Annotated in this window: 24 protein-coding genes and 1 other RNA gene; 3 read left to right on the top strand and 22 right to left on the bottom strand. The window is 72.5% G+C overall.

Annotated features, from left to right (window positions below; translation table 11 throughout):
- Positions 1–226 precede the first annotated feature (226 nt).
- Complete coding sequence (locus ABZ493_RS06290; protein WP_430581318.1) at positions 227–1,228, top strand: DUF4349 domain-containing protein; 1,002 nt, start codon at positions 227–229, stop codon at positions 1,226–1,228.
- 31 nt (positions 1,229–1,259) lie between these two features.
- Here ABZ493_RS06290 and ABZ493_RS06285 read toward each other — a convergent pair whose 3' ends face one another.
- The 9 genes from ABZ493_RS06285 to ABZ493_RS06245 all read right to left on the bottom strand — a co-directional run bounded on the left by ABZ493_RS06285 (position 1,260) and on the right by ABZ493_RS06245 (position 10,546).
- Positions 1,260–2,978, bottom strand: a complete 1,719-nt coding sequence (locus ABZ493_RS06285) for a beta-N-acetylhexosaminidase (RefSeq protein WP_430581317.1) — start codon at positions 2,976–2,978, stop codon at positions 1,260–1,262.
- Positions 2,979–3,012: 34 nt separating this feature from the next.
- The gene (locus ABZ493_RS06280; protein ID WP_430581316.1) at positions 3,013–4,059 is read right to left on the bottom strand and encodes an NAD(P)-dependent alcohol dehydrogenase; all 1,047 of its coding nucleotides are present in this window, start codon (positions 4,057–4,059) and stop codon (positions 3,013–3,015) included.
- A 188-nt stretch (positions 4,060–4,247) separates the two neighbouring features.
- Positions 4,248–4,615, bottom strand: a transfer-messenger RNA (tmRNA) gene (ssrA, locus tag ABZ493_RS06275).
- Between the two features lie 131 nt (positions 4,616–4,746).
- A complete protein-coding gene (gene smpB / locus ABZ493_RS06270) occupies positions 4,747–5,247 on the bottom strand; it encodes an SsrA-binding protein SmpB (protein ID WP_429762444.1) in 501 nt (166 codons plus the stop codon).
- A gap of 102 nt (positions 5,248–5,349) precedes the next feature.
- Positions 5,350–6,831 carry a peptidoglycan DD-metalloendopeptidase family protein gene (locus ABZ493_RS06265; protein ID WP_430581315.1) on the bottom strand — a complete coding sequence of 494 codons (1,482 nt, stop codon included), beginning with the start codon at positions 6,829–6,831 and terminating at the stop codon, positions 5,350–5,352.
- Between the two features lie 8 nt (positions 6,832–6,839).
- On the bottom strand, positions 6,840–7,751 hold the full coding sequence (ftsX, locus tag ABZ493_RS06260) for a permease-like cell division protein FtsX (protein WP_430581314.1): 912 nt from the start codon (positions 7,749–7,751) through the stop codon (positions 6,840–6,842).
- Positions 7,752–7,753: 2 nt separating this feature from the next.
- On the bottom strand, positions 7,754–8,758 hold the full coding sequence (ftsE, locus tag ABZ493_RS06255; protein ID WP_430581313.1) for a cell division ATP-binding protein FtsE: 1,005 nt from the start codon (positions 8,756–8,758) through the stop codon (positions 7,754–7,756).
- A 218-nt stretch (positions 8,759–8,976) separates the two neighbouring features.
- Positions 8,977–10,092 carry a peptide chain release factor 2 gene (gene prfB / locus ABZ493_RS06250; RefSeq protein WP_430581312.1) on the bottom strand — a complete coding sequence of 372 codons (1,116 nt, stop codon included), beginning with the start codon at positions 10,090–10,092 and terminating at the stop codon, positions 8,977–8,979.
- Between the two features lie 70 nt (positions 10,093–10,162).
- The gene (locus tag ABZ493_RS06245) at positions 10,163–10,546 is read right to left on the bottom strand and encodes an ankyrin repeat domain-containing protein (protein ID WP_430581311.1); all 384 of its coding nucleotides are present in this window, start codon (positions 10,544–10,546) and stop codon (positions 10,163–10,165) included.
- A 73-nt stretch (positions 10,547–10,619) separates the two neighbouring features.
- Here ABZ493_RS06245 and ABZ493_RS06240 point away from each other — a divergent pair, with 73 nt between their 5' ends.
- A complete protein-coding gene (locus ABZ493_RS06240) occupies positions 10,620–11,168 on the top strand; it encodes a putative glycolipid-binding domain-containing protein (protein ID WP_430581310.1) in 549 nt (182 codons plus the stop codon).
- A 19-nt stretch (positions 11,169–11,187) separates the two neighbouring features.
- Here ABZ493_RS06240 and ABZ493_RS06235 read toward each other — a convergent pair whose 3' ends face one another.
- The 10 genes from ABZ493_RS06235 to ABZ493_RS06190 all read right to left on the bottom strand — a co-directional run bounded on the left by ABZ493_RS06235 (position 11,188) and on the right by ABZ493_RS06190 (position 17,961).
- Positions 11,188–12,402 carry a globin domain-containing protein gene (locus tag ABZ493_RS06235; protein WP_430581309.1) on the bottom strand — a complete coding sequence of 405 codons (1,215 nt, stop codon included), beginning with the start codon at positions 12,400–12,402 and terminating at the stop codon, positions 11,188–11,190.
- 76 nt (positions 12,403–12,478) lie between these two features.
- Complete coding sequence (locus tag ABZ493_RS06230; RefSeq protein ID WP_430581308.1) at positions 12,479–12,919, bottom strand: Rrf2 family transcriptional regulator; 441 nt, start codon at positions 12,917–12,919, stop codon at positions 12,479–12,481.
- Positions 12,920–13,016: 97 nt separating this feature from the next.
- Positions 13,017–13,508: a hypothetical protein gene (locus ABZ493_RS06225; protein WP_430581307.1), complete on the bottom strand. Its 492-nt coding sequence runs from the start codon at positions 13,506–13,508 to the stop codon at positions 13,017–13,019.
- Complete coding sequence (locus ABZ493_RS06220; RefSeq protein ID WP_430581306.1) at positions 13,505–14,041, bottom strand: pilus assembly protein; 537 nt, start codon at positions 14,039–14,041, stop codon at positions 13,505–13,507. The genes ABZ493_RS06225 and ABZ493_RS06220 overlap by 4 nt, the downstream gene beginning before the upstream one ends.
- Positions 14,038–14,457 (bottom strand): TadE/TadG family type IV pilus assembly protein, encoded by a 420-nt coding sequence (locus ABZ493_RS06215; protein ID WP_430581305.1) that lies wholly within the window; start codon positions 14,455–14,457, stop codon positions 14,038–14,040. The genes ABZ493_RS06220 and ABZ493_RS06215 overlap by 4 nt, the downstream gene beginning before the upstream one ends.
- Before the next feature lie 11 nt (positions 14,458–14,468).
- Positions 14,469–14,873, bottom strand: a complete 405-nt coding sequence (locus ABZ493_RS06210) for a VOC family protein (protein WP_430581304.1) — start codon at positions 14,871–14,873, stop codon at positions 14,469–14,471.
- Position 14,874: 1 nt separating this feature from the next.
- The gene (locus ABZ493_RS06205; protein WP_430581339.1) at positions 14,875–15,054 is read right to left on the bottom strand and encodes a hypothetical protein; all 180 of its coding nucleotides are present in this window, start codon (positions 15,052–15,054) and stop codon (positions 14,875–14,877) included.
- Positions 15,055–15,158: 104 nt separating this feature from the next.
- A complete protein-coding gene (locus tag ABZ493_RS06200; RefSeq protein WP_430581303.1) occupies positions 15,159–16,100 on the bottom strand; it encodes a type II secretion system F family protein in 942 nt (313 codons plus the stop codon).
- The gene (locus ABZ493_RS06195; protein ID WP_430581302.1) at positions 16,097–16,954 is read right to left on the bottom strand and encodes a type II secretion system F family protein; all 858 of its coding nucleotides are present in this window, start codon (positions 16,952–16,954) and stop codon (positions 16,097–16,099) included. The genes ABZ493_RS06200 and ABZ493_RS06195 overlap by 4 nt, the downstream gene beginning before the upstream one ends.
- Positions 16,954–17,961: an ATPase, T2SS/T4P/T4SS family gene (locus ABZ493_RS06190; RefSeq protein WP_430581301.1), complete on the bottom strand. Its 1,008-nt coding sequence runs from the start codon at positions 17,959–17,961 to the stop codon at positions 16,954–16,956. The genes ABZ493_RS06195 and ABZ493_RS06190 overlap by 1 nt, the downstream gene beginning before the upstream one ends.
- Before the next feature lie 182 nt (positions 17,962–18,143).
- Here ABZ493_RS06190 and ABZ493_RS06185 point away from each other — a divergent pair, with 182 nt between their 5' ends.
- Positions 18,144–18,431, top strand: coding sequence for a hypothetical protein (locus ABZ493_RS06185; RefSeq protein ID WP_430581300.1), 288 nt, complete (start codon positions 18,144–18,146; stop codon positions 18,429–18,431).
- Here the strand turns inward: ABZ493_RS06185 and ABZ493_RS06180 are convergent.
- The 3 genes from ABZ493_RS06180 to ABZ493_RS06170 all read right to left on the bottom strand — a co-directional run bounded on the left by ABZ493_RS06180 (position 18,428) and on the right by ABZ493_RS06170 (position 23,182).
- A complete protein-coding gene (locus tag ABZ493_RS06180) occupies positions 18,428–18,676 on the bottom strand; it encodes a hypothetical protein (protein ID WP_430581299.1) in 249 nt (82 codons plus the stop codon). The genes ABZ493_RS06185 and ABZ493_RS06180 overlap by 4 nt on opposite strands.
- Positions 18,677–18,794: 118 nt before the next feature.
- Positions 18,795–19,004, bottom strand: a complete 210-nt coding sequence (locus ABZ493_RS06175; protein ID WP_430581298.1) for a hypothetical protein — start codon at positions 19,002–19,004, stop codon at positions 18,795–18,797.
- On the bottom strand, positions 19,001–23,182 hold the full coding sequence (locus ABZ493_RS06170) for a phage tail tape measure protein (protein ID WP_430581297.1): 4,182 nt from the start codon (positions 23,180–23,182) through the stop codon (positions 19,001–19,003). The genes ABZ493_RS06175 and ABZ493_RS06170 overlap by 4 nt, the downstream gene beginning before the upstream one ends.
- Positions 23,183–23,413 lie beyond the last annotated feature (231 nt).

The raw sequence follows: 23,413 nt of genomic DNA, 5'->3' as shown, positions 1-23,413 counted from the left end.
TACAGCGTCTTAACTAGCCCCGTGTCAATCCGCTCCCCGGACGCACCGCGAGGTGTGACCGGATCGTGACTGAGGGCGGTGGTGCGGGCACGCGCGCCTGCTCCCGAGGACGTCGCCCCAGGTCATCGCCCACGGTCGTCGCCCAAGGTCACGGTCTCGGCACGGTCGGGTCACGATCGGGCGGACGGCCCCGGGCGCGACGTCGCCGCGCCCTACGCTCTGAGCCATGCCCGCCTCCCTGCGCCAGGACCGGACCCGCCGCGCCCCCCTCCTCGCGGCGCTGGCCGCGACGCTGCTGCTGGTCGTCACGGCCTGCTCCTCGGGCGGCGCCGACTCGGGCGAGGCGTCCTCAGGCGCGGTTGCCGACAGCACCGTCGCGGACGTCGGTGGCGCGGAACAGGCGGCCGACGGTGCCGCCGTCGCCGAGAGCGCCGCGGAGCCGGGTGCCGCCGCGGCGCGCGAGATCGTCACCACCGGCAGCGCGACCGTCGTCGCGGACGACCCCGCCGCGGCCGCGACGCGGCTCGCCCGCCTGGTCGAGGAGGCCGGCGGCCGCGTCGAGCGTCGCTCCGAGACCACGGCCACCGACGCCTCCCCGGGGTCCGCGTCCATGACCGTCCGGGTGCCGTCCGACCGGATGACCGGCGCGGTCGAGGCGCTCGGCACGCTCGGGACCGTCGAGAACGTCGACGTCCAGAGCACTGACGTCACCGGCGAGGCACAGGACCTCGACGCGCGCATCGCCGCGCTGACCACCTCGACGGACCGGCTGCGCGACCTCATGAAGACCGCCGGCAGCACCGAGGACCTGCTCCAGGTGGAGCAGGAGCTGTCCGAACGCCAGGCCGACCTGGACGCCCTGACCGCGCAGCGCCAGCGCCTGTCCGACCAGGTGGCGATGTCGACGCTCGACGTCGAGATCGTGCCCGAGCCCGTCGCCGCCGCGCAGTCGCGAGGCGGGTTCCTCGGTGGCCTGGCCTCCGGCTGGGGCGCCCTCGTCACGACCGTCCAGACCGTCGTCCTCGTGCTGGGTGTACTGCTCCCCTGGCTCGCGCTCGGCGGGCTCGGCTACCTCGGCTACCGCTGGCTGCGCAGGCGCGCGCGGCCCGAGGCCGGGGCCGACGGCGGCCCGACGGACCGCCCGGGCGACGACGGCCCCGGCGACCCGGACGCCCCGCGCCCGGCCTCGCCCGACGAGGCCCCCGAGCCGGTGCCCGCCGGCCGCTGACCGGTCGGCCGCCGCCGCGCCTCGCTGCGGCTCATCCCCGGCCCGGCTGCTCCCCCGGCTCCGCGCCGTCGCGCCCCTCGACCCAGCCGCCCATCCCGGCCCAACCGGCCGCCTCCCGCTCGGCGGCGAGGTCGCGCGGCCAGCCCGCGACACCCGGCCGTCGCTGCCAGGGCCGCGGGCCGTCGAGCGGACGGTACTCGACGCCGGCGGCGTCGAGGCGCGCGAGGTGGCCGTCGCGCAGGCGCTCGTCGAACCCGGGCGCGCCCGGGTTCCAGACGGCCTCCGCGAACGCGGCGAGGCGCGGGAAGGCCGCGTAGTCGACGCGCCGCGCGGAGTCGAGGTGCTCGCTCCACACCTGTGCCTGGGCGCCCAGCACCCTGCCCGGCAGGTCGCCGGCGAGCTCGGGGCGCGCCTCCAGCAGCTCCGCGGGGAACGGCTCGAACGCCCGCACGTCGGCGACCGTGCGCACGAAGCCCACCGGGACCGGCTCGTCGTCGCCGTCCGCGGCGCGGTGGTCGAGGTACACCTCCTGCTCGGGGGCCATCACGACGTCGTGGCCGGCCGCGAGGGCGTCCGCCGCCACGGCGTGGCCGCGCCAGCAGGTGACGACGACGTCGCGCGGCAGGTCCGGCCCGAACGCCTCGTCCCACACGACGGCGCGACGGCCCTTCGACCGCAGGTGGTCGGCGAGCCGGGCGAGGAACCAGCCGTGCAGCCGGGCGACGTCGCCCTCGCCGTCGGCCCCGACGAGGCCGAGGTCGGCGGCGCGCGCGACGATGTCCGGTCGCTGGCGCCACGCCGTCGTGGGCACCTCGTCCCCGCCCAGGGAGACGAACGGCGAGTCGAAGACCGCGCACACCTCGTCCAGGACGCCCGCGAAGAACTCGACGGCGGCGTCGGACGGGTCGATGACGTCCTCGCTGATGCCCCAGGTGGTGCGCACCTCGTGCGCGCCGGGCCGAGCGGCCAGCTCCGGGTAGGCGGTGAGCAGTGCCTGCACGTGCCCCGGCGAGCCGATCTCGGGCACCACCGTCACGCCGCGCTCGCGGGCGTAGGCCACGATCTCGCGCAGGTCGTCGCGCGTGTAGTACCCGCCGTGGGGGCGGCCGTCGTACCGCTCGGCCCGCCAGGTCCCGACCCCGGACTCGCGCCGCCACGACCCGACCTCGGTGAGGCGGGGGTACCGCTCGATCTCGACGCGCCAGCCCTGGTCGTCGGTGAGGTGGAGCTGCAGCACGTTCAGGTGGTGGGCCGCGGCGAGGTCGACGAAGCGCAGCACGTCCGCCTTCGGCAGGAAGTGCCGCGCCACGTCGAGCAGGACCCCGCGCCAGCCGAACCGGGGCGCGTCGTCGACGGTCGTGACCGGCAGCGCGAGCGGCGCGCTCCCGGCGCGGCGGAACGCCTGCGGGCCAGCCAGCTGCCGCAGCGTCTGGGCTGCGGCGTGCGCCCCGGCGAGGTCCGCGGCGGCCACGCGCACGGCAGCGCCGCCCCCGGCCGCCCGGACCGTCAGGCGGTAGCCGCCCGCCGGGAGGCCGAGGTCGACGTCGAACCGCACGTCGGCGCCCTCGGCGTCGGGCACGACGGGCACCAGGTCGAGGCCGAAGGCGTCCTCGCTCACGCGCCGCCACCACCGGGCGGCGGCGCGCACGTCGGGGTCGGCGGCGACCCGGGCGCCGTCCCGCAGGACGAGCGCCTCCCCGTCGGCGCGCAGGGAGACGGGGGCGGGGACGACGTCGGCGGCGTGCGGCATGGGCGCCACCCTAATGAACGGTGGCGCCGGAGCCTCAGGCGGTGTGCGGGACGACGACGGCGCGCCCGGCCACCTTCCCTGCCTCGAGGTCGCGGTAGGCGTCCAGGGCCTGGTCCAGCGAGTAGCGCTGCACCTGCGGCGTGATCTGCCCGGCGCGGTACATGGCCACGACCTCGTGGAGGTCCTCGATCGTGCCCCAGTACGTGTTCGTGATCGTGGCCTCGTACGGGTTGGCGAAGAACGACCACTCGGCGGTCCCGCCCGCGATGCCGACCACGGTGAGCCGGCCCTGGCGGCCCATCGACGCCTGGGCGGTGCGGATCGTCGGGGTCGCGCCCACGAAGTCGAACGCGGCGTCGACGCCCTTGCCGCCGGTGATCGCGCGGATCGCCTCGACCTGTCCCTCGCCGCCGGGCACCGTCACGGCCCCGTTCGCGGCCGCGCGCTCCATCGCCTCGGGCTTGGTGTCCGTGGCGATCACGGTGGCGCCGGTGAGGGCGGTGAGGATCTGCACCGCGACCTGGCCGAGCCCGCCGAGCCCGATGACGAGGGCGAACCTCCCGCCGCCCGCCAGGTTCGGCAGCGCCAGCTTGATCGCGTGGTACGGCGTGAGGCCGGCGTCGCTCAGCGGCGCGGCGGCCACGGGGTCGGCGTCGCCGAGCGGCACGAGGTTGCGCACCGGCACGCGGACGTACTCGGCCATGCCGCCGTCCCGGCCGATGCCGGTCGCGAGGTAGGGCATGCTCGCCACGTTCTCGCAGTAGGTGTCCTGGCCGCGGGAGCAGGCCGCGCAACGGCCGCACCCGATCGGGCCGTACACGAGGTAGGCGTCGCCCGGCTGCACGCCGTCGACGCCCGGGCCGAGCTCCTCGACCCAGCCCGACACCTCGTGCCCGAGCACGAACGGGGGGTTCTGGGCCCCGGGAGCACCCTCGGTGAACTCGCGGTAGATGCTCACGTCGGAGTGGCACGCCCCGGAGCCGGCCACCTTGAGCAGGACCTCGCCCGGCCCCGGCGTCGGTCGTTCGACCTCCTTGAGCTCGGGGAAGGTCTGGAAGTTCTCGAACACGACGGCGCGCACGACGGTGCCCCTCTCTTGGGCGGTTGAGGTGAGGACGGTCCGCCTCCGGCGAATCGTTCAGCTTTCAACATACGCTCACACGACGGATGCTCCGGGCACGGATCCGACGTGGCGTTCGCCACCCGCCCGACCACGCCCGACCACGACGAAGGCCCCGCCGGCTCGCGGCCGGCGGGGCCTTGTCGCAGGGGTGGAGCTGCCGGGAATCGAACCCGGGTCCGGTGGCGCTTTTCGAGGACTTCTCCGGGCGCAGTCTGCTGTGATTTTCTCGGCCCCCGCACTCACGCAGACAAGGTGCGGACGGGCCCAGTCACCTAAAAGTCCCCGCCGCCCCGGTGACGAGGGCGACGAGCAGTGGCTCTCTAGATGACGTGAGCTACCGGGTCGAGAGCGATCCCGGGCTCACGGACTTCGGAGCTCGCTCAGGCGGCGAGGGCGAAGTCGGTGCGCTTGTTATCGGCACCTATAGGTTTGCAGGCAAGCGTTCACGAGATGAGCCTGCATCCTCGGCCCGCTTCTCCTCGAAGCACGACCACCGTCGAAACCGATCAGCCCCTATGCATTTTTCAAACCGGGTCTGCCGACCCCGCCGGCCACGGCGAACCGTGCCGACGTCTTCCAGTCTAGTGGATCAACCACCGCGGGTGCGCCCTTATTTCCGCTGGCCGCGCCCCGACGAGGACCCGCTCAGCCCAGCAGCTCCTGGTGCCGGATGGCCCGCTGCGCCTCGCGCATGTCCTGCTGCTCGCGCAGCGTCTGCCGCTTGTCGTACTCCTTCTTGCCGCGCGCCAGCGCGATCTCCACCTTGGCGCGACCGTCCAGGAAGTACAGGCTCAGCGGGACGAGCGTGTGCCCCTTCTCCCGGGACTTCACGCCCAGCCGGTCGATCTCCTCGCGGTGCAGCAGCAGCTTGCGCTTGCGGCGCGGCGCGTGGTTGTTCCAGGTGCCCTGGAAGTACTCCGGGATGTGCACGTTCTCGAGCCACGCCTCGCCGTTGTCGATCGCCGCGTACCCGTCGAGCAGCGACGCGCGGCCCATGCGCAGCGCCTTGACCTCGGTCCCGGACAGCACGATCCCGGCCTCGACCACGTCCTCGATCACGTAGTCGTGGCGGGCCTTCTTGTTGTTCGCCACGATCGTGCGCGGGTCGCCCTGCTTCTTCTTGGCGCCCTTGGCCTTGTTGGACACGGTCTCCTCCTCCCGGGTACGCGGACTCGCGACGACCCAGGATACGGGACCCCCGTGCCGCGGCCAGGGCTTTTCCGCGCCCCGCGAACCCGCGCCGGGACGTCAGTTCAGCCAGCCGCCCATCGGGTCGGTGGTGCTGCCGTTGACGTACACCTCGAAGTGCAGGTGGCACGCCGCCGACGTCCCCGTGGAACCCGAGTAGCCGATGATCTCGCCCTTGCTGACCTTCTCCCCCACGCTCACGGTGTCGTAGGTCAGGTGCAGGTACCGCGACATCACGTTGTCACCGCGGTAGGAGCCGTGGTTGATGAGCACGTTGTTCCCGCCGCCGGACGTGTAGTGCGCCTGCTCCACGTAGCCGCTCTGCGCCGCGTAGACCGGCGTGCCGCAGTACGTGCGGATGTCCGTGCCGGCGTGCAGCCGCCAGTAGTGCAGCGTGGGGTGGAACCGCATCCCGTAGGAGCTGGTGACGACGTGGTAGTTCGTCGGCCAGCCGAGGAACGGGCCGGAGGACGACGATCCGCCGCCCCCACCGCCACCGCCGCCGCCAGATCCGCCGCCGCCGGAACCGCCGCCGCTGCTGGAGCCGCCGCCCCCACCGCCACCGCTGCTGCTCCGGCGCTCGGCGGCCGCCTTCTTGCGCTCCGCCTCCTCCGCCTTGCGGCGCTCCTCGGCGAGGCGGGCGTCGCGGGCCTTCTGCTTGGCGATGATGTCCTTGAGCTGCGCCTCGAGGCTCTGCTGCGCCTGCTCGTTCGCCTTGAGCTCCTCGAGGGCGTTCGCCTTCTGCGCCTCGATCGACGCCTTGAGCTTGCGCTGCTGGGCGATGAGCCGCTCGACCTCCGCCTTGCGGTCCGCGGCCTCCCGCTGCGCCTTCTCGGCGGCGACGACGTTGGCGTCGGCCTCGCGCTTGAGGTCCGCGATGGCCGCCCGGACGGCGTCGAGGCGCGCCTGCTGGTTGCGGGCCACCGCCTCGGCCTCCTGCAGGTCGGTCAGGGTGCGCGCCTGGCTGCGGGCCGCCGACGACGAGACCGCGAACTCCTCGAGGAAGTCCTCGGTGGACTGGGCCCCGGTGACGATGCCCAGGGTGCTCGTGTCGTCCCCGTTGCGGTACGCCTGGCGCGCCATCTGCACGACGTCGGCGCGCGCCGCCTCGACCTTGCCCTTGCCCGACTCGATCTGCCCGGCGACGGCGGCCTCCTCGGCCTCGGCGTCGGACAGGCGCTGCGCCAGGATCGCGGCCTTGCGGCGCGCCTCCTGGAGGGCGGCCTCCGCGGCCGCGAGCTCGGCCTGCGCCACCGGGAGCCGGCCCTCGACCTCGTTGAGGTCCAGCACGGCCTGGCGGTACTTGGCGTTGGTGTCCTCGAGCTCCTCCTGGAGGCTGTCGCGCTCGCGCTCCTTCGCGCGCTGCTTCGCCTCCGCGGCGGCCCGCTGGTCGTCGATGTCGTCCGCCGCCGCCGCCGGAGCGGACACGCTCGCGGTCACCGTGGCCGACGTCGTCGCCCCGCCCAGCGCCAGGACGGCGGCCACGAGCCCGCCCAGCGCGCGCCGGCCTCGACCTGGGGTGGTCGTCCTCAGGCTCGTCATCTGCGATCTCACACCCTCGTGTACCGGTTGAGCGTCACCACGGACGACACCACCGCCAGGAGCACGGCGATGCCGATGAGCAGCGGCGCGATGAGCAGGACGTCTCCCACGTCCACGTAGGCCACCCAGTCGACGGAGTCCTGCAACCAGTCCGTCACCAGGTACTGCACGGCCAGCCAAAGCCCGCCCACGGCGAGCAGCGCGCCCACCAGCGCGGCGATCGCGCCCTCCAGCATGAACGGCAGCTGCACGAACAGGTTCGACGCGCCGACCAGGCGCATGATGCCGGTCTCCCGGCGCCGCGAGACCGCCGAGAGCCGGATCGTCGTCGTGATGAGCAGGACCGCCGCGAGCAACATCACGCCGGCGAGGCCCGCGGCCAGCAGCGAGGCGCGCCCGAGCGCGAGGAACAGCGGCTCGAACACCTCGCGCTGGTCCTCCACGACCTCCACGCCCGCGCGTCCCTCGAGGACGTCGTCGACCACCTGGTACTTCTCGGGGTCCACCAGCTTGAGCCGGAACGACGCCTGCATGTCGTCCTCGGTGAGCTGGGTGCCCTGGTACCCGTCCGGGTAGAGCTGGGTGAAGGCCTCGAACGCGTCCGCCTTGCTCTCGAAGTACGTGGTGGCGACGACGTCGGACAGCTCGGTGTCGATGACCTTCTCGAGGCCGGCGATCTGCTCCTCCGAGGCGGCGCCGTCGGCGCAGGTCGGCGCCGTCGAGCCGTCGGGGCACAGGAAGACCGAGACCTCGACCAGGTCGTACCAGTCGCCCTTGAGCTTGGTGACCTGCGTCTGGAGCAGCGCCGCCGCGCCGACGAAGGTCAGGGACACGAACGTCACGAGGACGACCGAGATCACCATCGACAGGTTGCGCCGCAGACCCTGGAGGACCTCGGTGAGGACGAACTGGAGCCGCACCCTCAGGCCTCCCGTCCCGCGCGCACGCGCTCGTGCTCGCGCAGCACCTGCTGCACCACCTCGTCAGGGGACGCCGCAGCCTGCTCCGGGACCGCCGGGACCACCGGGACCACCGGGACCACCGGGACCACCGGCGCAGCCGTGGGCTGCGGCTCCGTGATCGTCCGCTCCTGCGCCGCCGCCCGCGCGGCGGCGGCCTCCGCGGCCCGTTCGGCCTCCAGGTCCGCCGGCTCGGGCGAGACCTGCACCCGCTGCACCGCGCGCGCACCGCGGCCGGGGGCGTCGAGCACCGGCGTCTGGCCCACCTGCGGCAGGATCGACTCCCGCTCGCCATAGACCGCGTCGACCTCGTCTCGCACCACCGAGCCCGTCGAGAGCTCGACGACGCGCTTGCGCATCTCGTTGACGATCTCGTCGTCGTGGGTGGCCATGACCACCGTGGTGCCGGTGCGGTTGATCCGGTCGAGCAGCCGCATGATGCCGAGCGACGTCGTCGGGTCCAGGTTGCCGGTGGGCTCGTCGGCCAGCAGGATCTGCGGCCGGTTGACGAACGCACGCGCGATCGCGACGCGCTGCTGCTCGCCGCCCGACAGCTCGTGCGGGAGCCGCTTCTCCTTGCCGTCCAGGCCCACCATCTCCAGCACCTCGGGCACCGTGGTGCGGATCGTGTGCCGCGGCTTGCCGATCACCTGCAGCGCGAACGCGACGTTCTCGTAGACGGTCTTGCCCGGCAGCAGGCGGAAGTCCTGGAAGACGACGCCGATGCTGCGCCGCAGCGACGGCACCTTCCAGCTGGACAGCCGGGACAGGTCGCGACCCGCGACGTACACGGTGCCGCCGGTGGGCCGTTCCTCACGCAGCACGAGGCGCAGGAACGTGCTCTTGCCCGAGCCGGACGCACCCACGAGGAAGACGAACTCGCCGCGCGACACGTCGACGGAGACGTCGTCGAGCGCGGGCCGCGCCCCTCGGGCGTAGACCTTCGAGACGTTCTCGAACCGGATCACGACGTGCCTCTCCCCTGCCTGTCGACCGTGCGGCGCCGGCACCGGGCACGATGTCGCTTCGTGGTCACACCGCACCTGGGCCGGGGCCGCCCGATTTCCGAGAGTCGCACCCGGCGGGGAGGGTGGCGCGAAGGACACGCCGGTGTGTCGCGGGTCAGGAAAGTCGCCCGAGGCACGCGGTCAAGGGCCCGACGACGTCGACGTCGGGGCGGGGGCCGTCAGGCGGCGTCGGCGCCGCCCGAGCGGCGCCAGCGGATCCCGGCCTCGATGAAGTCGTCGATGGCGCCGTCGAACACGGCCTGGGTGTTGCCGGACTCGTGCTCGGTGCGCAGGTCCTTGACCATCTGGTACGGCTGCAGCACGTAGGAGCGCATCTGGTCGCCCCAGCTCGCCTTGATGTCGCCGGCGAGCTCCTTCTTCTTCGCGGCCTCCTCCTGCTGGCGGATGAGCAGCAGGCGGGACTGCATGACGCGCAGCGCGGCAGCGCGGTTCTGGATCTGCGACTTCTCGTTCTGCATCGAGACGACGGTGCCCGTGGGCAGGTGGGTCATGCGCACGGCGGAGTCGGTCGTGTTCACCGACTGCCCGCCCGGGCCGGAGGAGCGGAAGACGTCGATCTTCAGGTCGGACTCGGGGATCTCGATCGAGTCGGTCTGCTCGATGAGCGGCACCACCTCGACCGCGGCGAACGACGTCTGGCGGCGGCCCTGGTTGTCGAACGGCGAGATGCGCACCAGGCGGTGCGTGCCGGCCTCGACCGACAGGTTGCCGAAGGCGTAGGGCGCGTTCACCTCGAACGTGGCCGACTTGAGGCCCGCCTCCTCCGCGTAGGAGGTGTCCATCACCTTGGTCGGGTAGCCGTGCCGCTCGGCCCAGCGCAGGTACATGCGCATGAGCATCTCGGCGAAGTCCGCGGCGTCGACGCCGCCAGCGCCCGCGCGGATCGTGACGACGGCCTCGCGGGCGTCGTACTCGCCGGACAGCAGGGTGCGGACCTCCAGGACGTCGAGGTCCTTGCGGATGGCGGCGACCTCGGTCTCGGCCTCCGTGAGGGAGTCCGCGTCCTCCATCTCCTCGCCGAGCTCGACGAGGGTCTCGACGTCGTCGATGCGGGCGCCGAGGCGCTCGACGCGCTGCAGCTCGTTCTGCGCGGTGGAGAGCGCGGACGTGACCTGCTGGGCCTTCTCCGGGTCGTCCCAGAGGTCGGGGGCGGACGCCTGCTGGGTGAGGTCGTCGATCTTCGCCTGCAGCGCGGTGGGGTCGCTCACGGCCTCGATGGACTCGAGGGTGGCGCGCAGCGCCTTGATCTCTGCGGGGAAGTCGATGGTGGCCACGATCCTCAAGGTTACCCGCCGCCGCGGGCTGCCCGGCCCGACGGCGCCCGCGGTCGATCCGCGGCCGGCGTCAGCCCCGATCGGGCAGGGTGCGCCCGAACATCTGCGCGGTGTCGCGGGCGCTGGGCGTGCCGGCGTCGGGGTCGGCGCCCGCGGCGACGAGCGCCGCGACCACGTCGTCGGACCCCTTGAAGACGGCGCCCGCCAGCGGGGACTGGCCGCGCGCGTTGACGCGGTCCACGTCCGCGCCCCGCTCGGCGAGGCCGCGCACCAGGTCGGCGTGCCCGTGGTAGGCCGCCAGCATGAGCAGGGTGTTCCCCGCCGCGTCGGCGTGGTCGGCGGGGACGCCGGCGTCGACGAACTCCAGGAGCAGGTCGGCTCCCGCGCGGGCGAGGTCGAACATCTGGTCCAGGTCCACCGGCAGCTTGTCGGCGGGCGGCGTCTCGTCGGTCATGCGCGCGAATCTACCGGGCGGAGGTACCGGTCCGGGTCGATGCTGGGGATGAGAGCCGTGGAGGAGGCCGACCATGACGACGTACCGGTGGCGCGGGCTCGGGACCGGCAGCATCGAGCACCTCGACCTGCTCCCCCGCGACGAGCTGCTCCGCGCTCGCTCCGTCGTCGACCTCGGGCCCGTACGGCTCGAGTACGCGATGGAGCTCGACACCGGGCCGGGCGACGAGTGGGCGTTCCGGGTGCTGCGGCTGCGGTCGTCGGACGGGCGCCAGCTCGACGTGAGCCGGGAGGCCGACGGCGTGTGGCACGTGGACGGCGCCGCCCGCCCCGACCTGGCCGACGCCGTGGACGTGGACCTGTCGTTCAGCCCGTTCACCAACACGCTGCCGATCCGCCGCCTCGACCTCACGGTCGGGGCGGCGGCCGACATCGTCACGGCGTACGTCGACGGAGAGACGTTCGAGGTCTCGCCCGACCCGCAGCGGTACACCCGGGTGGACACGGAGCGGTACGTGTACGAGTCCCGCGACGGCGACTTCCACCGCGAGATCTCGGTCGACGAGGACGGCGTCGTCGTCGACTACCCCGGCCTGTTCTCCCGCCTGGTCGACGCCGGGTGAGGAGCCGCTGGGTGCGCCGTCAGGCGGCGGCGATCTCGCGGCCGGGGCCGAACACCTCGTGGTGGATGCGGTCCGCGGTGATGCCGCGCCCGAGCAGCGCGGACTGGACGGCGGTCATGAACGGCGCGGGGCCGCAGAGGTAGGCGTCGGCGTCGTGAGGGAGGTCGACGCCGTCGAGGTCGAGGTACCCGGTGCGCAGCCGCTCCTGCACCGGCCGGGTGCCGAGGTCCTCGTACCAGCGGTGCAGCTCGGCCGTCGGCAGGGCGTCGACGAGCGTCCGGAGCTCGGCACGGTGGGCGTGGCGCGCGGGCGACCGGTCGGCGTGCAGCACCACGACGCGGCGCGACGTGCCGGCGTCGCGCAGGTGGTGCAGGAAGCCGATCATGGGCGTGATGCCGATGCCCGCCGAGATCAGCACCAGGGGGTTCTCCCCCTCGACCAGCGTGAGCTCGCCGAAGGGCGAGGAGACCTCGAGCGCGTCGCCCTCGAACACGTTGTCGTGCAGGTGGTTCGAGACCTCGCCGGCGGGCGCGACCCCGGCCGCGTCGACGCCGGGGAGGATGGCCTTGACCGAGACGGCCCACGCGCCGGGCTCGCCGGCGCCGGTGAGGCTGTACTGGCGGATCTGCCGCGCGCCGTCGGAGAGGGTGACGGCGACCGAGACGTACTGGCCGGGCCGCGCGGCCAGCAGCGGCCCGCCGTCGGAGGAGACCAGCTCCAGGGAGATCGTGTCGGGCGACTCCTGCACGCGCCGGCGCACGTAGACGGTGCGCCACACGTCACCCGGCGACACCCCCGCCTCCGCGTAGAGGCCGAGCTCGATCTCGACGAGCGCGTCGGCCATGTCCCAGTAGACCTCGTCCCATGCCGCCGCGACCTCGGGTGTCACCGCGTCGCCGAGCACCTCGACGATGGCGGCGAAGAGGTGCTCGTGCACGATCGGGTACTGCTCGGGGAGGATCCCCAGCGACGCGTGCTTGTGCGCGATGCGCGCCAGGACCGAGCGGGGGTCCGGGCCGTCGTCGACGAGGAGGGTCGCGTAGGCGGCGATGGCCCCCGCGAGGGCCCGCTGCTGGTCGCCGCGGGCCTGGTTGCCGCGGTTGAACAGGTCACGCTCCAGCTCGGGGTGCGCGGCGAACATGCGCCGGTAGAAGATCGGCGTGATGTCGCCGATCGCGCCGCCGATCACGGGCAGCGTGGCGCGGACGACGGCGGCGGACTCGGGGGTGAGCATGCGTGACTCTCCTGTCTCTTCCTTCGGGGGTCGCCGCGCCCGGGCGGGTGCGCGCGGGCGCGGACGTGGGCGGTCGTCAGCCGGGCGGGCGCGTGCCGATGGTGAGCAGCAGGTCCCGGGTGGGTGCGGCGGAGACGTCGGCGATCGTCACCGGGTCGAGGGCCGCGAAGAACGCCTCGCGGGCGCGGGCGAGCGCGCCGCGCAGGCGGCAGCCGCCGCGCAGCGGGCAGGGGTTCGCGCCCTCGCACTCGACGACCTCGCCGTCGCCCTCGAGGGCCCGGGCCACGAACCCGACGGACAGGTCGCGGGCGCCGCCCGCGAGGCGCAGCCCGCCGGCCCGCCCGCGTCGCGCCTCGACGACGCCGAGGTGCCCGAGGCGGGTGACCACCTTCGCCGCGTGGGTCGCCGGCACGTTCAGCTGCTCGGCGAGCGCCCGCGTCGTCGCCGTCTCGGCGTCGAGCACGGCGAGGCGCATGACGATCCGCAGGCCGAGGTCGGTGAACGCGGTGAGCTGCACACCCGCAGGGTAGCCAAATCGGAATCCGAGATGCGTCTTTGATGGTGTGGGATGTTCCACACCGCGTTCGCGAGGTGCCGGCGCGGTGCCCGCAGGGTCAGCCCGCCCGCGCCGACGCCGTCGCCGCGACGGTGAAACCACCGCCGAACGCGTCCGTGAACCACCGCAGCAACGGCGGGTGCGACGTGGCGGCCAGCCCCACCTGTGCCGTCCGGCCGTCCGGGGAGGTCGCCTCGACCAGGCGCAGGCGGTCGAGACCCGCCGCCTCGCCAGGATGCTCGGAGAGGTACTCGCCCACCGACGCCTCGACGTCGGCGTCGGTGAGCGTGAGCACCGCCTCCCCCTGCGACGCCGCGGTGCCGTCGTAGAACCGCTCCGCGGGCACGGCGTCGGCCGCGTCCGCCGCGACCGCGTCGGCCAGGTCGTACAGGTGCTTGCGGTCGAGGTGCACCGCCGTCGCCGACGCGACCATGCCGACGAGCATCAGCGCGAGCGCCACGACGCCCGCCGTGAGCAGCATGATCCGCCCGTCCTCGGCATCGGGCGCGCCGTCACCGGGTGCGTCGTCGTTCCGATGGTCCCGGGTCACGACCGCGCCCTCCCGTACTCGTCGACGGTTGCCACGTGGGTCGCGGTGACCGGGATCTCCAGCGGCAACCAGCCGCGCAGCGCGTCGGGCACGAACGGCAGCGGCACCGCCAGCCGGGTGCGGACCCCCACCGTCGCGCCGGGCGTGAGGCACGGGTCGGCCGAGCACTCCAGCGTCACGGAGCCGTCGGAGACGGCGAACCCCTGGTCCTCGAACGCGATCCCGGCGGCCGCACGGGCACGCCCGGGCCCCGCCTCCGCGGAGTCCGCCGTGACCATCGCCCGGCCCGCCTCCCGGGCGGCGCCCTCGACCGCGAACGCCCCGGCCTGCACCTGCGCGACCGTGAGCACCAGATACACCAGCGGCACCAGCAACAGCACCGCCGTGCCGAGGAACTCCACCAACGCGGAGCCCGCCTCGGGGTCGGGAGTCCCGGGGTCGGGATTCTCGGGCCCGGCGGCCTCGTCCGCGGGCCTCGCTGCCGTGCGGGAGATGAGCCGCCGCGGCGCGCACCGCGGCGTCGGAGCGCTCACGACTCCTCCAGCGCGTGGCCCTGGAGCGTGAGGACCCCGGACGGCCCGATGAGCCCCACCACCGGCAGCGGCACCTGCACCGTCACCTCCACCACGTCGAGCCCGTCCTGCACCGTCTGCCGCACGGTCACGTCGTCGGCGTACCGGGAGCCGAGCGCCGCGGCGAGCAGGTCCTGCGTCCGCGTGGCACCGGTCGCCAGGTCGCGGTCCGCCCGCGCGGCCACGCGGGCTCCCTCCGCCGCGGCATCGATCGCGAGCGCCCGCACGTGCATCGCCAGCGCGACCTGCACCACCGCGAGGAACAGCGCCAGCACCAGGGCGGACACCATGACGAACTCCGCGACGGCGGACCCCCGCTCGCCGTCCCGCCCGGTCGCGGAGTGCACCGCGGGCGCGCCGACGCTTGATGCGGTCACGCTCGATACCGTCACGCCCGACCCTCGCCGACCGGCGCGGCCCACCCGGGCCGCGGGACGAGGCAGAAGGGGTGGCCGGCCGGGTCCGCGTACACGTCGCCCTCCCCCGCGCCCGGAGCGGCGGCCGTGAGCCGGTGCGCCCCGAGCGCGAGCACGCGGGCGTGCGCCTCGGGCACGTCGTCGACCATCACGTCGAGGTGCATCTGCTGCGGGCGTGCCGGGTCGCCCCAGTCCGGCGACCGATGGTCGGGGGCGCGCTGGAACGCGAGACCGGAGTGCCGGTCGCTGGGCGCGACCACGACGAAGTCGTCGTCCGCGTACGTCACGTCCTGGCCGAGCACGGCCGACCAGAACTCCGCGAGGCTCCGCGGGTCCGGGCAGTCGATGATCAGGTGGTGCAGCCGGCCGATCGCCACGTCACGGACCCGTGACGCTCGTGATCGCCCGCGTGAACGTGTCCTCGAGCAGCGGGCCCGCGATCGCCCACAGCGCGACGACCAGACCGGCCGTCATGAGCGTCACGAGCACCCACCCCGGCACGTCCCCCCGCTCGGGGTCGTTGGCCCCGGGGAGCCGGGGTGGCGCGTCGCCGGTCATGTCCGATGTCTCGTCGGGGGTCTTGTCGGGCAACTCATCGGGCATGGTCGGTCCTTTCGGTGGCACCGCGCGGTGGCGGCGGGTTCGGATGTCGGCATGCACGCTCACCAGCCGATCTGCAGGGTGGCGAGGGACGGGAACACGGCGAAGACGACGGTGATCGGCAGGATGAGGAAGACGACGGGCACGAGCATCGCGACCTCCTTCTTCCCACCGGCCTCCATGAGGGCCCGGCGGCCGGACTCGCGGACGTCCTGCGCCTGGGCGCGCAGCACGTCGGCGAGCGGGGTGCCCCGCTCGAGCGCGACGGCGACACCCTCCGCGAAGCGGGTGAGCGACGGCAGGCCCGTCCGGTCGGCCATGGCCGTGAGCGCGGCCGCGATCGGCGCGCCGGCGCGGACGTCGGCGAGCATCGTGGAGATCTCGCCGGACAGCTCGCCGCGGGCGGTGGCGGCCACCCGCTCCAGCGCGGGCACGGGTCCCTCCCCCGCCGTCACGGCGAGCGCGAGGAGCTCGGCGACGGTCGGGAACTCGGCGAGCATCCGCTCCTCGCGCTGGTGGACGGCACGGCTCAACCACTGGTCGCACAGGACGAACCCGGCGGCGCCGCAGAGCAGGACGACCGCCGCCAGCGGCACCGGAGAGGACCCGCGCGTCGCGGCGAGGAGCAGAGCGAGCAGCAGCCCGGCCGCGAGCCCGAGGGCGGTCGAGACGACCTGGCGCGCCCGGAACGCCTCGACGCTCTCGTGCCAGCCGGCGCGGTCGAGCCGTCGTCGCACGTCCGCTCGGGACGAGCCGAGCCGTTCGAACCAGTGGGCGGCGTCCGCGACCCAGGGGGCGAGCAGCCGTTCGACCACGGGGAACGGCGTGTGGGTGGGCTGGTCGCGCAGCAGCCCGGACGTGGCGTCGCGCGGGCGCAGCGCCGGGGCCAGACGCCGGTCGAGCGTCGCGCGGCGGGCGCGGAGCCGGGAGACGACGAGCAGCAGGCCGAGCCCGCCGAGCAGCCCCACGAGGGCGCCGACGCCCGAGAACCCGGGGAACGTCATCGCAGCACCCGCCCCTCCTCGGGCAGGCGTCCGATCCGCCGCATCAGCCAGTAGGCGAGCGCCGACGTGGCCGCTCCCGCGGCCAGGACCGCGACCCCCGCCGCCGAGTTGTACGCCTGCGCCGTCTCCGGCCGGGTCGCGAGGAACGCCAGGACGACCCAGGGGCCAGCGGCCGCGAGCCGGGCGCCGTTGACCGTCCACGACTGCCGCGCCTCGAGCTCGCCGCGCGTCCTCGCATCCTCGCGCAGGAACGACGACAGGGTGCGCAGCAGCCGCCCGAGGTCGGTGCCGCCCACCTCGCGCGTCAGCCGCAGGGCCTCGACGATCCGGTCGGCCACCGGGTCCGCGAGCCGCGCCTTGAGCAGGTCGAGGCACTCGCCGAAGCGGCCGGTCGCGCGGTAGTCCGCCGCGAACCGGGCGAACGGCTCACGGAGCTCGACCGGGCCGCGCTCGCTCAGCTGGGCCACCGCCTCCGGCAGCGAGAGCCCCGCCCGCACGCCGGACGCGAGGTGGTCGACCACCTCGGGCCAGACCTCCCGCAGGTCTCGCCTCCGCTTCCTGGCGCGCACCCGCACGAGGAGCTCGGGCGCGGCCGCCGCCATCAGCGCGAAGCACGCGGCGATGGCGGGCGAGCGCGTCAGCGCCAGGCCCGCGAGCAGCACGACGACGCCCGCGGTCGCGCTGAGCCACCACAGGGCCGCCGGGGTGACCGACGGCGCCCCCGCCTGCACGAGCAGGTCCTGCACGGCGGCGGACCTCCCGGGACGGCGGCGCGGGCGGGCGGGCGCCTCCCAGCACGACAGCCACACGCACACCATGCCCGCACCGAGCAGGAGCCCGACGACGACCCCCATCAGCGGCCGCCGGCCAGCAGCGCGCGGACGTCGACACCGGCACGGGAGAACCGCTCCTCGCCGGGCGGGAAGCCGTCGCCGCGCACCAGGTCGCCGCCCTGCTCCGCGGGCACCCGGTGGAACAGCCCGGCGGTCTCGACCCGGTCCGCCTCGACGCGGCCCGTCACGGCGACGACCTCGCGGACCTGCCGGGCGCCGTCGGGCGACACGTCGAGGTGCACGACCAGGTCGATCGCCGACGCGACGGTCGGCACGACGAACCGGTCGGAAACGTTCTCCCCGGCGAGCAGCGGCAGCGTGCACATCTTCGTGACGGCCTCGCGCGCCGAGTTCGCGTGCACGGTGCACATCCCCGGGATCCCGGCGTTGAGGGCCACGAGCATGTCGAAGCTCTCGGCCTCACGCACCTCGCCGATGACGATCCGGTCGGGCCGCATCCGCAGCGCCTCCTTGACGAGGCGGCGCAGCGGGATCTCCCCGGTGCCCTCGAGGCTGGGCTGCCGGCACTGCATGGCCACGTGGTCCCGGGCGGCGAAGCGCACCTCGAACACCTCCTCGCAGGAGATGACGCGCTGTCCCGCGGGGATCGACCCGGCCAAGGCGTTGAGCATGGTCGTCTTGCCCGCCTGGGTGGCGCCCGACACGAGCACGTTCAGGCCCGCCCGCACGGCGGCGTCGAGGAAGGCCGCGGCGTGGGGCGTGAGCGAGCCCAGCCGCACCAGGTGGTCGAGGTGGTCCGCGCGCACCAGGTGCTTGCGGATGTTGACGGCCATGTGGTGCCGGGTGACGTCGGGGATGACCACGTGCAGCCGTTCGCCGCCGGGGAGCGACGCGTCGACGAACGGGCTGCTCAGGTCGAGCCGGCGACCCGAGGCCTTGAGCATCCGCTCCACGAGGTCGCGCAGCTGCCCGGCGGTGAGGATCGTGGTCGTCAGCTCCGGCACGCCCCGGCGCGCGACGAACACCTGGGCGGGCGAGTTGATCCAGGACTCGCCATCGAGATCCATACATGCACGGTACGCGTGAGCAGCGTTGGAATTCTGCGGTTTCTTGGTTGGCTGGCGCCGAGCCGGAACTGCCAGGTGCGGCCCTCTTGCGGACTTTCTGCGGACTGCGGCACGCTCCGAGCCATGGATGAACGCTTCGAAGTCGCCTTCGTTCGCAGCCTGCCGATGGAGAGGGTGTACCGATGACGCCGCTCCCCGACGACCACCCCGCCAAGACGATCTCGCTCGAGGAGATGGCGGAGAACACCGGCCATACCGCCGACTGGGTGAAGCGTCAGATCGCGGCTCGCGGCTTCGAGCACACGCGATTCGGCCGTGAGATCCGGTTCACCACGGAGCAGGCCCAAGCGTTCGTGCGTGCTTACTCGGTCGGCATCACTTCCGAGAGCTACGAGCACCTGAACGAGATCGATGCCATGCGCGCGAGCCAGACGTCGCGTTCGCGCAGGACGGTTCGCAAGCCGCGCTAGTTGGTCTGGATCTCCTGGTAATCGACGCCAGCATCATCGGGGGTCCCGGCGCCTCGAAACAGGATCGGAACTCCAGGGGTGATCAGTATGCCCGTGACCCCCGGTAGGCCGGTCTTGGCGTCAGTACCGGCGAGGGTCATCCAACCACCGCCCCGGGCGAGGATCTCGTTCACACGCTTCTGGAAGAGGCCGATGTTCTCACTGTCAGCGATCGAGAGGGACGTGCCGCCATAGATGATTTCCATGGTCCAAGGTGGCCCTCCGCAACGGTTGCCGCCAAGGATGAAATCTCAGACCCCGAACGCACGAAAGCGCCCCCGGTCCTTGTGGACCGGGGGCGCTTCTGTCGGGCACGGGGTTGAGTCACGGCAAGGATCGCCGCTGGTCCTCCAGGACGTGAACCAACATCTCGAGGCGGAGGATCGCCTCGGTGGTGTGGGTCGCCACATCCATGAAAGCCCTCAAGAGCTCGTTGTGGCTCTCGGGGTCCTGCTCCAGCGTCTGCAAGGCGGACTCGATCTGCCCTGCCAGCCTCTCGGCGATGCCCTCAGGTACTGATGCTTCTGTGCTCACACGCCCACCCCCTGTGCCAGTGCGTTGATTCCGTGCGTGTTGATCGCGTCCCACGCCTTTGTGTACATCCGGTCGACCGCAGCGTTTGTGTCTGTCGCGATGAGGTCACCGTTGAGCGCGACGGTAACGCTCGGACCGCTGGCCGCGGCAGGATGAAACCGTCGCGCAGCTTGGGCCGTGTCCGCCAGATGGCGGGTGCGGGCGGCCGTCATGACGTGGCCGGAGGCCGCCGGAACGATGAGCTCCGGACCCTCCTCGCCGACCAGGTACGGCGTGCCAGGCGCAACCTGTCCGCCCCTCGCACGCTTCTTGAGACCCGTCTTCTTGCCCGTGAGAGCAGCCGAGATCCCGTTCGCCATGTAGACGCCCCAGTTGTAGGCCTGCTTCTCCAGGCTCGACTTCTGGTTGACGAGGCCCGCCTCAAACGACTTCGCCGCAGACAGACCGCCCTTGGAGAAAGCGTCCGTCACGTACTCACCCGCAGCGCCGGAGTACTTGGCGACGTCCTTGTAGGCCTTGTTCAGGTCGTCGATCTGACCCGGATCCTTGAGCAGCGCGTCGGCAACCTGCATGCCCTTCTCGGAGCCGAGGTTGCCGATCTCCTCGAGGATCGTCCCGGACAGACCCTTGGCCCGAAGCTTGTTGAGCTTCTCCGCGAAGGCCATCGCACGTGACGCCTGACCCTGCTTGGCGTTGACGAGTCCCTTGGCGGTCGTGCCACCTGCGTCCCACATCTGCTCGGTCCACGTTTCGCCGCGAGAGTTCGTCCGGGTGACATCCCGGAACGTGCCCTCCTGCACGAGATCCGACAGCGACTGCTCGCCCATCAGCGCGTTCTTCACACCGTCGCTGATGGTCTGGAGACGCTCGGTGTTGTCCGCTGCGGACTCGAGGCGCTTGTCGACCTTGTCGACCTCCTTGTAGAGCCCGCGGACCGCTGCCTCGGCCTTGGACGCCTGGGACGCGAGGGTCCGAGAGCGACGCTTGCCGAGATCGCCAGAAAGGGCGAGGCTGCGCATCTCGTCGACCACGCCGTACGCACCGTCAGCCCCGGACGTGGCGGATGAAATGAGGCCACCACGACGGACATCGAGCGACAGGTCAGTCCGGCTCTCACGAAGGTTCGACCGACGCTCACGAGCCTTCGACAGACGCTCCTCAGCCTGCTCGACCCGCTTCTCAGCAGCCGCCTTCGTCTTCTCCTTCTTGGCCGCTCGACGCGCCGCACGAGCACGAGAGAGCTCACGCTCAGCCCGCTTCACCGCCGAGTCGGCAGACCCGACCGCGCCACCGCCGGCCAGCCCCTGCAAGGCCGCCAACTCCTCGCGCGGGATCCGACGCGAGTTGATCGCCGACATGAGGGCATCGCCGTAGTAGTCCGACGCGCCCTGGTTGACGACCCACTCGCGCGAGCGAACCCGCGCCAAGGGCATCCCGTGCTCGTCCACCCCGAGGAGGTTGTCCTCGCGAGGATCCGCCGGAGCCGGGCCGGGCAGGCGCCCACCGTTCGCCAGGGCCAGGTGAACGTGCGAGTAGTGCGTGCGGCGAGTGACCGGAGCGGCACCGCCCATCACGCCGTTACGGAGGAACCCGCGCGGCGTGTAGAACAGCTCCTTGGCCTGGGATCCGAAGGCGCGGCGGAGCAGGTCCCAGGTGCGGCCCATGTTCGGCGACACGATGTCGATCGCACGACCCATGCCGTGATAGCTCGGGTAGCCCGTCGCCGTGACCGCGCCCGGACGGTAGCCCGACGTGATCCGTGCGCCCGGGTCGATCGACCGGACAGCCTTGGACATCGCGGAGACGCCACGAGGAACGCCCCCGGTCCAACCGGCACCCTCACCGTCACCCCAGGGCAGGCCGCCGGCGCGAGAGCCCCAGCCGCCCGTGACCTGGGTGTCCGTGGTGACCGTGATCTTCTTGTCCGGCAGGTTCAGCACCTGCTTGCGGACTCTGGCGATCTTGCGCAGCGCGTCGTCCGTGTCGGCGTAGACCTTCACGTTCACGTTCCCCGGGATGAGACCGAGCTGGTCGGCGAACGCCTTCGCCTCCGCCTTCGACATCCCAAGGGACGTGGCCGCCTTGATGACGTCCTTGCGGGCGGAGCGCATGTGCTCGCTGAGCTCGTTTGCGCCCGCGCCACCCTCGCGCATCGAGTCGGCGACGTCGAGGGCGTCGCCGGCGAGCTTGCGCAGGGCCTCGTCGTTCGCCCGGCCGGCCTCGGTGGAGATGTCGAGGGTCTTGCCGTTCTTCTCCAGCGAGGCGGTCACCTCGTCCAGAGACGCCTCGTAAGAGGCCTGAGCGGACCGCAGGTCGAGAACGACGCCCGCAGCCTTCCTCGTGGCCTGCCACGCCTCCTCCTGCGCTGCCGCGTAGTCCTCGAGGGCAGTCGTGGTGTCGCGGGTGGCATCCGTGAGGCCGTCCTGGGCGATTCCTGCCGCCTCGTTGGCCGCCGCCTCGCGCTGCTTCTCCGTGGTCGACTTTCGGATCTCGGCGCTCTGCTGCGAGATCGTCTCGAGCAGCCGCGCCGAGCCCTGCTGGAAGAGGTACGCGCCAGAGGTGCCGTAGGTGTATCGCTCGTTGGCGGTCGCCAGCGACTTGTTCACGCGAGTGAGGGCGTCGTCGCTGCCGAGGATGGCCGCCTGGACGTCCTCGATGGCGACGCCGTACTGGTCGGCAATCTCGATCGCAGAGCGCTGGTCTTCGCCTACCTGCCACCAGACCTCGCGAGACTTGGCGAGCCCCTCGTTCACCTTCTCCAGGGTCGTGTCGGTGGTGTTGCCGAACTCGTCAAGAGTGGCCTTCCACTCCTCGACGGCGGCCCGAGCCTCAGCGGCATTCTGCGCCCAGACAGCGATCCCAACGGTGGCCGCGGAGAGCGCACCCGCCATGCCGACGGATGCGAACTTCACGTTGCGCCCCATCGACGACCACGCAGAGTTGATCTCGTTCACGCTCAGCGCGAGCTTGCCGAGACCAGCGACACCCAGCGCCACAAGGCCACCGCCGCCGACGAGTGCCGTGGTCGTGCCAAGGATGGGAGTGGGGAGCTCACCGAGCGCGGTCACGAGATGGCTCGCGCCCTGAGTAAGGCCGCGCAGCACGTCGTTGCCACCAGCACCCGCGCGGATGAATGCCGATTCGAAGGCGCCGCCCAGGGCCTCGAGGTCCCCCTGGAGATTGTCGAGCCGGGCCGCAGCGGTCTCAGCCGCGTACCCCTGGTCGTTGACCTTGCCGATCCAGGAGTCGATACCCTTCGCGCCCTGGTCGTAGACCACCGACGCGGCACGAACGGCGTCGGCCCCGAAGATCGTAGCGAGCGCGGCGTTCCGCTGGGCCGGGGTCATCTTGCCGAGCGCGTCCGTGAGCTGGCCTGCGAGCGCAGACATGCCCACGAAGTTGCCCTGAGCGTCATATGCGGAGATGCCGAGCTCCGCCATGTACTTGGCGTTTTCCTTGGTGGGCGCGGAGAGCCGCTGCAACATCGTCTTGAACGACGTACCAGCGTCGGAGCCCAGGAGACCCGCCGAGGCGAACGCGGCCAGGGTGCCGGTCGTCTCCTCGATGGAGAGACCGGTCTGCGAGGCCACGAGACCCGCCTGGTTCAGTGCCTGCGAGATCTGCGTGACGTCGCCAGCGGCCTTGCCTGCACCAGCGGCGAGCAGGTCTGCAACGTGTGTGACGTCGCGGCCCGAGAGGTTGAACTGCGTCATCGCCGTCGCGGCGATCTCCGCAGCGTCAGCCACGCCGAGCTCACCAGCAGCAGCCAGGTCCAACGACCCGGCAAGCCCGCCACCGAGCACGTCCTTCGCCGCGACACCAGCCTTGAGCAGGTTCTCGATACCCGCCGCAGCCTCGGTCGCCGAGAATGCCGTAGACGCACCCGCCTGCACGGCGGCCTCGCGCAGCTTGTTCAGCTCGCCAGCGGTCGCCGCACCCGTCGCCTTGACGTTGCTCATCTGCTTGTCGAAGGTGGCGAACGTCTTGATCGCCAGCCCGGCACCAGCGACACCGGCGGCACCGACTAGGCCAAGGCTCGTAGTGACCTGCTGCGCCGCCTGCTCGTTCTGCTTGAGCTGGGTGTTGAGGTTCTTCGCCGCTGTGTTCGCAGTCTTGAAGCCGTTGACGAGGCCTTGGACGCTAGCGGACATCACGATGCGGATTGACCGATCGGCCATGAGGCCTCCTTCCTATGCTCGAATCCCTACCGGGCCGAAAGTTTTGAACCCTCCGCGAGGTACAGAGACCGCCGTCACATCCGTCTATGGCGCATGTACGCTGGGGCATGTCGACTCCTCGAAAGTCGGCCAAGCCCCCGGACCGTTGGCGCGGTCGCGGGGGCGTTCTCTATGCAGTTGGTTTCCGCCTGCCCGGCGGACCTGGGATCCCGTACAGACCGCGCCTCACCT

The organism is Isoptericola sp. NPDC019482, from assembly GCF_040632295.1.
Classification (GTDB): Bacteria; Actinomycetota; Actinomycetes; order Actinomycetales; family Cellulomonadaceae; genus Isoptericola.
The sequence above is the reverse complement of the archived record's forward strand: the minus strand, read 5'-3'. Positions and strand labels throughout refer to the sequence as shown.

Excerpts from the sequence above, each read along its gene's own strand:
- ABZ493_RS06205 (WP_430581339.1), bottom strand. The coding sequence starts at position 15,054 with ATGACCGGCGACGCGCCACCCCGGCTCCCCGGGGCCAACGACCCCGAG.
- ABZ493_RS06200 (WP_430581303.1), bottom strand. The coding sequence starts at position 16,100 with ATGACGTTCCCCGGGTTCTCGGGCGTCGGCGCCCTCGTGGGGCTGCTC.
- ABZ493_RS06235 (WP_430581309.1), bottom strand. The coding sequence starts at position 12,402 with ATGCTCACCCCCGAGTCCGCCGCCGTCGTCCGCGCCACGCTGCCCGTG.
- ABZ493_RS06240 (WP_430581310.1), top strand. The coding sequence starts at position 10,620 with ATGACGACGTACCGGTGGCGCGGGCTCGGGACCGGCAGCATCGAGCAC.
- ABZ493_RS06180 (WP_430581299.1), bottom strand. The coding sequence starts at position 18,676 with ATGGAAATCATCTATGGCGGCACGTCCCTCTCGATCGCTGACAGTGAG.
- ABZ493_RS06170 (WP_430581297.1), bottom strand. The coding sequence starts at position 23,182 with ATGGCCGATCGGTCAATCCGCATCGTGATGTCCGCTAGCGTCCAAGGC.
- ABZ493_RS06195 (WP_430581302.1), bottom strand. The coding sequence starts at position 16,954 with ATGGGGGTCGTCGTCGGGCTCCTGCTCGGTGCGGGCATGGTGTGCGTG.
- ABZ493_RS06190 (WP_430581301.1), bottom strand. The coding sequence starts at position 17,961 with ATGGATCTCGATGGCGAGTCCTGGATCAACTCGCCCGCCCAGGTGTTC.
- ABZ493_RS06245 (WP_430581311.1), bottom strand. The coding sequence starts at position 10,546 with ATGACCGACGAGACGCCGCCCGCCGACAAGCTGCCGGTGGACCTGGAC.
- ABZ493_RS06285 (WP_430581317.1), bottom strand. The coding sequence starts at position 2,978 with ATGCCGCACGCCGCCGACGTCGTCCCCGCCCCCGTCTCCCTGCGCGCC.
- ABZ493_RS06290 (WP_430581318.1), top strand. The coding sequence starts at position 227 with ATGCCCGCCTCCCTGCGCCAGGACCGGACCCGCCGCGCCCCCCTCCTC.
- ABZ493_RS06185 (WP_430581300.1), top strand. The coding sequence starts at position 18,144 with ATGACGCCGCTCCCCGACGACCACCCCGCCAAGACGATCTCGCTCGAG.
- ABZ493_RS06265 (WP_430581315.1), bottom strand. The coding sequence starts at position 6,831 with ATGACGAGCCTGAGGACGACCACCCCAGGTCGAGGCCGGCGCGCGCTG.